Raw genomic sequence first — 6723 nt, 5'->3', positions numbered from 1 at the left:
GCCATGGAAGAGAAGCTGCGCTTCGCCATCCGTGAAGGCGGCCGCACCGTCGGTGCCGGCATCGTCGTCACCATCAAAGAGTAATTTGGACTTAAACCGATCTGTCGCGGGCGCAGGATTTGCCCGCGCCGCGCCAGAACAAGGAAGTGACGCATGAACGGACAGAATATCCGCATCCGCCTGAAGGCGTTTGATCACCGCGTGCTCGACGCCTCGACGAAAGAAATCGTGTCGACGGCCAAGCGCACCGGAGCAAACGTCCGCGGCCCCATTCCGCTGCCGACGCGGATCGAAAAGTTCACGGTCAACCGGTCGCCTCACGTCGACAAGAAGAGCCGCGAGCAGTTCGAGATGCGCACGCACAAGCGTCTGCTCGACATCGTCGATCCGACCCCGCAGACGGTCGATGCTTTGATGAAGCTCGATCTGGCCGCCGGTGTCGACGTCGAGATCAAGCTCTAAGGGAATGAGAGCGCGGTAAGGGGCGGTGCCCCTGGCCCGGAACTCTAAAGGAATTGAACCGATGCGTTCAGGTGTGATTGCAAAGAAGGTGGGAATGACCCGCATCTATAATGATGCCGGGGAACATGTTCCCGTCACCGTTCTTCAGATGGAGAACTGCCAGGTCGTGGCTCAGCGCACGCAGGAGAAGAACGGCTATACCGCCGTCCAGCTCGGCGTTGGCCTTGCCAAGGTGAAGAACACGTCGAAGGCGATGCGCGGCCATTTCGCGACCGCTTCCGTCGAGCCGAAGGCGAAGGTCGCCGAGTTCCGCGTCTCCGCTGACAACATGATCGATGTCGGCGCCGAGATCACCGTCGAGCACTTCGTCGCCGGCCAGAAGGTCGATGTGACGGGGACGACAATCGGCAAGGGTTTCCAGGGCGTCATCAAGCGCCACCACATGGGTGGTGGCCGCGCGACGCACGGCAACTCGGTTTCGCACCGTACGCACGGTTCGACCGGCCAGCGTCAGGACCCGGGCAAAGTGTTCAAGGGCAAGCATATGGCTGGCCACATGGGCGACACCCGCGTTACCACACAGAATGTCGAGATCGTTTCGACCGACGCCGATCGCGGCCTGATCCTGATCCGCGGTGCGGTTCCCGGATCGAAGGGCGCCTGGATCCTGGTCCGCGATGCGGCCAAGGTGGCACTGCCGGCCAATGCGCCGAAGCCTGCCGCGATCCGCGCCGTTGCCGCCGAGAATGGCGCCAAGAACGAGGCTCCGGCCGCAGAGGGAGCAGAATAATGGATCTCAAGATCACAACGCTTGGCGGCAAGGACGCCGGCAAGGTGAAACTCTCCGAGGAGATTTTCGGCCTTGATCCGCGCGAGGACATCCTGCAGCGCGTCGTGCGCTGGCAGCTGGCCAAGCGCCAGCAGGGCACGCACAAGGCCAAGGGCCGCGCCGAAATCGCGCGCACCGGCGCCAAGATGTACAAGCAGAAGGGTACGGGCCGCGCCCGTCACCATTCGGCACGCGCTCCGCAGTTCCGCGGCGGCGGCAAGGCCCACGGCCCGGTCGTTCGCAGCCACGAGCACGATCTGCCGAAGAAGGTGCGCGCTCTGGGCTTGCGGCATGCTCTCTCGGCCAAGGCCAAGAGCGCGTCGATCATCATCATCGACGAGCTGAAGCTGACCGAGGCCAAGACGAAGGCGCTGATCGCGAATTTCGCGACGCTGGGCCTGACCAACGCCTTGGTGATCGGCGGTGCCGAGCTTGACCAGAACTTCAAGCTGGCGGCGACCAACATCCCGAACATCGACGTGCTGCCCATCCAGGGCATCAACGTCTACGACATTCTGCGCCGCGGCACGCTGGTCCTTTCGAAGGCCGCCGTCGAGGCTCTCGAGGAGCGCTTTAAATGACCGACCTCCGTCATTACGACGTGATCGTCTCGCCGGCGATCACCGAAAAGTCGACCATGGCTTCCGAGAACAACCAGGTTGTTTTCAACGTCGCCAAGAAGGCGTCGAAGCCGGAAATCAAGGCCGCTGTCGAAGCGCTGTTTGGCGTCAAGGTTACGGCCGTGAACACGCTTGTCCGCAAGGGCAAGATCAAGCGCTTCCGCGGCACGATCGGCCGCCAGAGCGACGTCAAGAAGGCGATTGTGACACTGGCCGACGGCCAGTCGATCGACGTCGCGACGGGTCTCTGAGCTAGGCCGCGAGGACAACAAACATGGCACTTAAAAAATTCAACCCGGTAACGCCGAGCACCCGCCAGCTGGTCATCGTCGACCGCTCGGGCCTCTACAAGGGCAAGCCCGTCAAGGGCCTGACCGAAGGCCTGACCAAGTCGGGCGGCCGCAACAATCACGGCCGCATCACGGCCCGCTTCATCGGCGGCGGTCACAAGCGTTCGTACCGCATCATCGACTTCAAGCGCCGCAAGTTCGACGTCGTCGGCACGGTCGAGCGCATTGAATACGATCCGAACCGCACCGCCTTCATCGCGCTGATCAAGTATGACGATGGCGAGCTGTCCTACATCATCGCTCCGCAGCGCCTTGCCGCCGGCGACAAGATCGTGGCCGGTGAATCGGTCGACGTGAAGCCAGGCAATGCGATGCCGCTGGCCTCGATGCCGGTCGGCACGATCGTCCATAACATCGAGCTGAAGCCGGGCAAGGGCGCCCAGGTTGCCCGCTCGGCAGGTGGCTACGGACAGCTGGTCGGTCGCGACCAGGGCATGGCGATCCTGCGCCTCAACTCGGGCGAGCAGCGGGTCGTTCACGGCTCCTGCATGGCCACCGTCGGCGCCGTGTCGAACCCCGACCACGGCAACATCAACGACGGCAAGGCCGGCCGCACGGTCTGGCGCGGCAAGCGCCCGCACAATCGCGGCGTGACCATGAACCCGGTCGACCATCCGCATGGCGGTGGTGAAGGCCGCACCTCCGGTGGCCGTCATCCGGTCAGCCCGTGGGGCAAGCCGACCAAGGGCAAGAAGACGCGGTCCAACAAGGCGACCGACAAGTTCATCCTGCGCTCGCGCCATCAGCGCAAGAGCTAAGAAGAGGTAACGCCAAGTGACTCGTTCTATTTGGAAAGGCCCCTTCATCGACGGCTACCTTCTCAAGAAGGTGGACAAGGTTCGTGAAGGTGGTCGCAATGAGGTGATCAAGATGTGGAGCCGTCGCTCCACCATCCTGCCGCAGTTCGTCGGCTTCACCTTCGGTGTCTACAACGGCCAGAAGCATGTTCCCGTCTCGGTGAACGAGGACATGGTCGGTCACAAGTTCGGTGAATTCGCTCCGACCCGGACCTATTACGGTCACGGCGCGGATAAGAAGGCGAAGAGGAAATAATCATGGGCAAGGCCAAAGCTCCGCGCAGGCTTGCTGACAACGAAGCGCGCGCCGTTCTGCGCACGATCCGTATCAGCCCGCAGAAGCTGAACCTGGTTGCCGCGCTGATCCGCGGCAAGAAGGTCGCGACAGCGCTTTCCGATCTCGAATTCTCGGCCAAGCGGATTTCCGGCACGGTCAAGAAGACGCTGGAATCGGCGATCGCCAACGCGGAAAACAACCACGACCTCGACGTCGATGCGCTGATCGTGGCGGAAGCCTATGTCGGCAAGTCGATCGTCATGAAGCGGTTCCATGCTCGTGGCCGCGGTCGCGCCAGCCGTATCGAAAAGCCGTTCTCGCACCTCACGATCGTCGTTCGTGAAGTCGAAGAAAAAGGGGAGGCCGCATAATGGGCCAGAAAGTCAATCCGATCGGTCTGCGCCTCGGCATCAACCGCACCTGGGATTCGCGCTGGTTCGCGAACACCGGCGAGTACGGCAAGCTGCTGCATGAGGACATCAAGATCCGCAAATATCTTGAAAAGGAACTCAAGCAGGCTGCGATTTCGAAGGTCGTGATCGAGCGCCCGCACAAGAAGTGCCGCGTCACCATCCATGCGGCGCGCCCGGGCCTGATCATCGGCAAGAAGGGCGCCGACATCGAGAAGCTTCGCAAGAAGCTGATGGAGATGACGAAGTCCGAGACGCACTTGAACATCGTTGAAGTGCGCAAGCCGGAAATCGACGCGACCCTGGTCGCCCAGTCGATCGCCCAGCAGCTCGAGCGTCGTATCGCGTTCCGCCGCGCCATGAAGCGCGCCGTTCAGTCGGCCATGCGCCTGGGCGCCGAAGGCATCCGCATCAACTGCGCCGGCCGTCTCGGCGGCGCCGAGATTGCGCGCATGGAATGGTACCGCGAGGGCCGCGTGCCGCTGCATACGCTGCGCGCCGATGTCGACTATGGCACGGCCGAGGCGCACACGGCTTACGGCATCTGCGGCGTCAAGGTCTGGGTGTTCAAGGGCGAAATCCTCGAGCACGATCCGATGGCTTCGGAGCGTCGCGCGACCGAGGGTGATGCTGCGCATGGCGGTGGTGGTGATCGCGAACGCGGTCGTCGTCGCGAAAACGCCTGATTATTTAGGAATTTGGAGTTAGAACGATGCTGCAGCCAAAGCGCACAAAGTTCCGCAAGCAGTTCAAGGGCCGTATCCATGGTACCGCAAAGGGCGGCACCAACCTGGATTTCGGTGGTTTCGGGCTGAAGGCGCTTGAGCCGAACCGCGTCACCGCGCGTGAGATCGAAGCGGCCCGCCGCGCGATCACTCGTGAGATGAAGCGTGCCGGCCGCGTGTGGATCCGTATTTTCCCTGATGTGCCGGTGACGTCGAAGCCGACTGAAGTGCGCATGGGCAAGGGCAAGGGCGCTGTCGATTACTGGGCGGCGCGCGTAAAGCCGGGCCGCATCATGTTCGAGATCGACGGCGTCAACGAAGAAACCGCCCGTGAGGCGCTGCGTCTCGGCGCGGCCAAGCTCTCGGTCAGGACGCGCTTCGTACAGCGCATCGCAGAATAAGGACGGGCTGATCATGAAAGCCGAAGACATCCGGACCAAGACCCAGGACCAGCTGACCGACGATCTGGCCAGCCTGAAGAAGGAGCAGTTCAACCTGCGCTTCCAGAAGGCCACCGGCCAGCTCGAGAAGACCGCGCGCGTGCGGCAGGTTCGCAAGGACATTGCGCGTATCAAGACCATCGCTGCGGAAAAGTCCGCGGCCAAGAAGGCTTAAGGACGAAAATCATGCCAAAGCGCATTCTGCAGGGCACTGTCGTCAGCGACAAGAACGAGAAGACGGTAGTCGTCAAGGTCGAACGGCGCTTCACGCATCCCGTGATGAAGAAGACCGTGCGCATGACCAAGAAGTACAAGGCGCACGACGAGAACAACGCCCACAAGGTCGGCGATCAGGTGTTCATCCAGGAATCGAAGCCGATTTCCAAGGACAAGCGCTGGATCGTCGTGTCTTCGGACCAGGCGTAACAAACCGAATTTTGGACAGACCGGGGAGGGGCTTTGAGCCCGTCCCGTTAGAAGAGAAGAAGGCGGCCAGTCATGATTCAGATGCAAACAAACCTCGACGTCGCGGATAATTCCGGCGCCCGTCGTGTCATGTGCATCAAGGTGCTGGGCGGCTCGAAGCGGAAATACGCTTCCGTAGGCGACATCATCGTGGTGTCGATCAAGGAAGCCATTCCGCGCGGCCGCGTTAAGAAGGGCGATGTGATGAAGGCGGTCGTGGTTCGCACGGCCAAGGACATCCGCCGCCCGGACGGCAGCGTGATCCGTTTCGACAAGAACGCGGCCGTTCTCGTCGACAACAAGAAAGAGCCGATCGGCACGCGTATCTTCGGACCGGTTCCGCGCGAACTCCGCGCCAAGAACCACATGAAGATCATCTCGCTCGCGCCTGAAGTGCTGTAAGGAGCCGGACCAATGCAAAAGATTAGAAAAGGCGACAAGGTCGTCGTGCTGGCCGGCAAGGACAAGGGCCGTTCGGGCGAAGTCCTTTCGGTTCAGCCGAAGGAAGACACCGCGCTGGTGCGCGGCGTCAACATGATCCGTCGTCACCAGAAGCAGTCCCAGTCCCAAGAGGGCGGGATCATCACCAAGGAAGCGCCGATCCAGCTGTCGAACATCGCGCTGGCCGACCCCAAGGATGGCAAGCCGACCCGCGTCGGCTTCATCTTCCAGAAGGACGGCAAGAAGGTGCGCGTCGCCAAGCGCTCGGGAGAAGTCATCAATGGCTAAGGCTCAAACCACGAAGCCCAAGGCTGAAAGCAAACAGTCCAAGGCCCAGAACACGCCGCGCCTCAAGCAGGTCTACAACGAGACCATCCGCAAGGCGCTGCAGGAGCAGTTCGGTTACGAGAACGAGATGCAGGTTCCGCGCATCGACAAGATCGTGCTGAACATGGGCGTCGGCGAAGCGACCGCGGATTCGAAGAAGCCTTCGATCGCGGCCGAAGACCTGGCGATGATCGCCGGCCAGAAGGCCGTCGTCACCCGCGCCCGTAATTCGATCGCCGGCTTCAAGGTCCGCGAGAAGATGCCGATCGGCGCCAAGGTCACGCTGCGCAAGGAACGCATGTACGAGTTCCTCGACCGTCTCGTGAACATCGCACTGCCGCGCGTCCGCGACTTTCGCGGACTGAATCCGAAGAGCTTCGATGGCCGTGGCAACTACGCCATGGGCATCAAGGAACACATCGTGTTCCCGGAGATCAACTACGACAAGGTTGATCAGATCTGGGGCATGGACGTCATCGTTTGTACGACTGCGAAAACGGACGACGAAGCCAGGGCGTTGCTCAAGGCCTTCAACTTCCCCTTCCGCCAGTAACGGCAGCGAGAAAAGGAAAAATCTGAA

The 6723-nt window shown here is 61.6% G+C and carries 15 protein-coding genes; all 15 read left to right on the top strand.

Annotated elements, in window-relative coordinates; all coding sequences use genetic code 11:
• Nucleotides 1–84 (top strand): EF-Tu C-terminal domain-related protein (locus NKI32_RS16340; protein ID WP_455749504.1); only part of this gene is annotated, 84 nt, incomplete at its 5' end.
• Nucleotides 85–153: 69 nt separating this feature from the next.
• Complete coding sequence (gene rpsJ / locus NKI32_RS16335; RefSeq protein ID WP_010909272.1) at nt 154–462, top strand: 30S ribosomal protein S10; 309 nt, start codon at nt 154–156, stop codon at nt 460–462.
• A 61-nt stretch (nt 463–523) separates the two neighbouring features.
• Nucleotides 524–1252 (top strand): 50S ribosomal protein L3, encoded by a 729-nt coding sequence (rplC, locus tag NKI32_RS16330; protein WP_352511939.1) that lies wholly within the window; start codon nt 524–526, stop codon nt 1250–1252.
• The gene (rplD, locus tag NKI32_RS16325; RefSeq protein ID WP_023672750.1) at nt 1252–1872 is read left to right on the top strand and encodes a 50S ribosomal protein L4; all 621 of its coding nucleotides are present in this window, start codon (nt 1252–1254) and stop codon (nt 1870–1872) included. The genes rplC and rplD overlap by 1 nt, the downstream gene beginning before the upstream one ends.
• Nucleotides 1869–2162, top strand: coding sequence for a 50S ribosomal protein L23 (locus NKI32_RS16320; RefSeq protein WP_023672751.1), 294 nt, complete (start codon nt 1869–1871; stop codon nt 2160–2162). Before rplD ends, NKI32_RS16320 begins: the two co-directional genes overlap by 4 nt.
• 23 nt (nt 2163–2185) lie before the next feature.
• Nucleotides 2186–3019: a 50S ribosomal protein L2 gene (gene rplB, locus NKI32_RS16315; protein ID WP_023706515.1), complete on the top strand. Its 834-nt coding sequence runs from the start codon at nt 2186–2188 to the stop codon at nt 3017–3019.
• 16 nt (nt 3020–3035) lie between these two features.
• Nucleotides 3036–3314, top strand: coding sequence for a 30S ribosomal protein S19 (gene rpsS / locus NKI32_RS16310; protein WP_006205463.1), 279 nt, complete (start codon nt 3036–3038; stop codon nt 3312–3314).
• Nucleotides 3315–3316: 2 nt separating this feature from the next.
• Entirely contained in the window at nt 3317–3706 is a 390-nt protein-coding gene (gene rplV, locus NKI32_RS16305; protein ID WP_006205462.1) for a 50S ribosomal protein L22, read from the top strand.
• Complete coding sequence (rpsC, locus tag NKI32_RS16300) at nt 3706–4431, top strand: 30S ribosomal protein S3 (RefSeq protein WP_023672753.1); 726 nt, start codon at nt 3706–3708, stop codon at nt 4429–4431. Before rplV ends, rpsC begins: the two co-directional genes overlap by 1 nt.
• A 26-nt stretch (nt 4432–4457) precedes the next feature.
• On the top strand, nt 4458–4871 hold the full coding sequence (gene rplP / locus NKI32_RS16295) for a 50S ribosomal protein L16 (RefSeq protein WP_006205460.1): 414 nt from the start codon (nt 4458–4460) through the stop codon (nt 4869–4871).
• A 13-nt stretch (nt 4872–4884) separates the two neighbouring features.
• Complete coding sequence (gene rpmC, locus NKI32_RS16290; RefSeq protein WP_006205459.1) at nt 4885–5085, top strand: 50S ribosomal protein L29; 201 nt, start codon at nt 4885–4887, stop codon at nt 5083–5085.
• 11 nt (nt 5086–5096) lie between these two features.
• Nucleotides 5097–5336: a 30S ribosomal protein S17 gene (rpsQ, locus tag NKI32_RS16285; RefSeq protein ID WP_010909280.1), complete on the top strand. Its 240-nt coding sequence runs from the start codon at nt 5097–5099 to the stop codon at nt 5334–5336.
• A gap of 72 nt (nt 5337–5408) precedes the next feature.
• Nucleotides 5409–5777, top strand: a complete 369-nt coding sequence (gene rplN, locus NKI32_RS16280; RefSeq protein ID WP_006205457.1) for a 50S ribosomal protein L14 — start codon at nt 5409–5411, stop codon at nt 5775–5777.
• A gap of 12 nt (nt 5778–5789) precedes the next feature.
• Nucleotides 5790–6104: a 50S ribosomal protein L24 gene (gene rplX / locus NKI32_RS16275; RefSeq protein ID WP_013531428.1), complete on the top strand. Its 315-nt coding sequence runs from the start codon at nt 5790–5792 to the stop codon at nt 6102–6104.
• Entirely contained in the window at nt 6097–6696 is a 600-nt protein-coding gene (gene rplE / locus NKI32_RS16270; protein WP_023672755.1) for a 50S ribosomal protein L5, read from the top strand. The genes rplX and rplE overlap by 8 nt, the downstream gene beginning before the upstream one ends.
• Nucleotides 6697–6723: the final 27 nt, after the last annotated feature.

The sequence above is a fragment of the Mesorhizobium sp. M0761 genome, assembly GCF_040320205.1.
Lineage (GTDB): Bacteria > Pseudomonadota > Alphaproteobacteria > Rhizobiales > Rhizobiaceae > Mesorhizobium.
The sequence above is the reverse complement of the archived record's forward strand: the minus strand, read 5'-3'. Positions and strand labels throughout refer to the sequence as shown.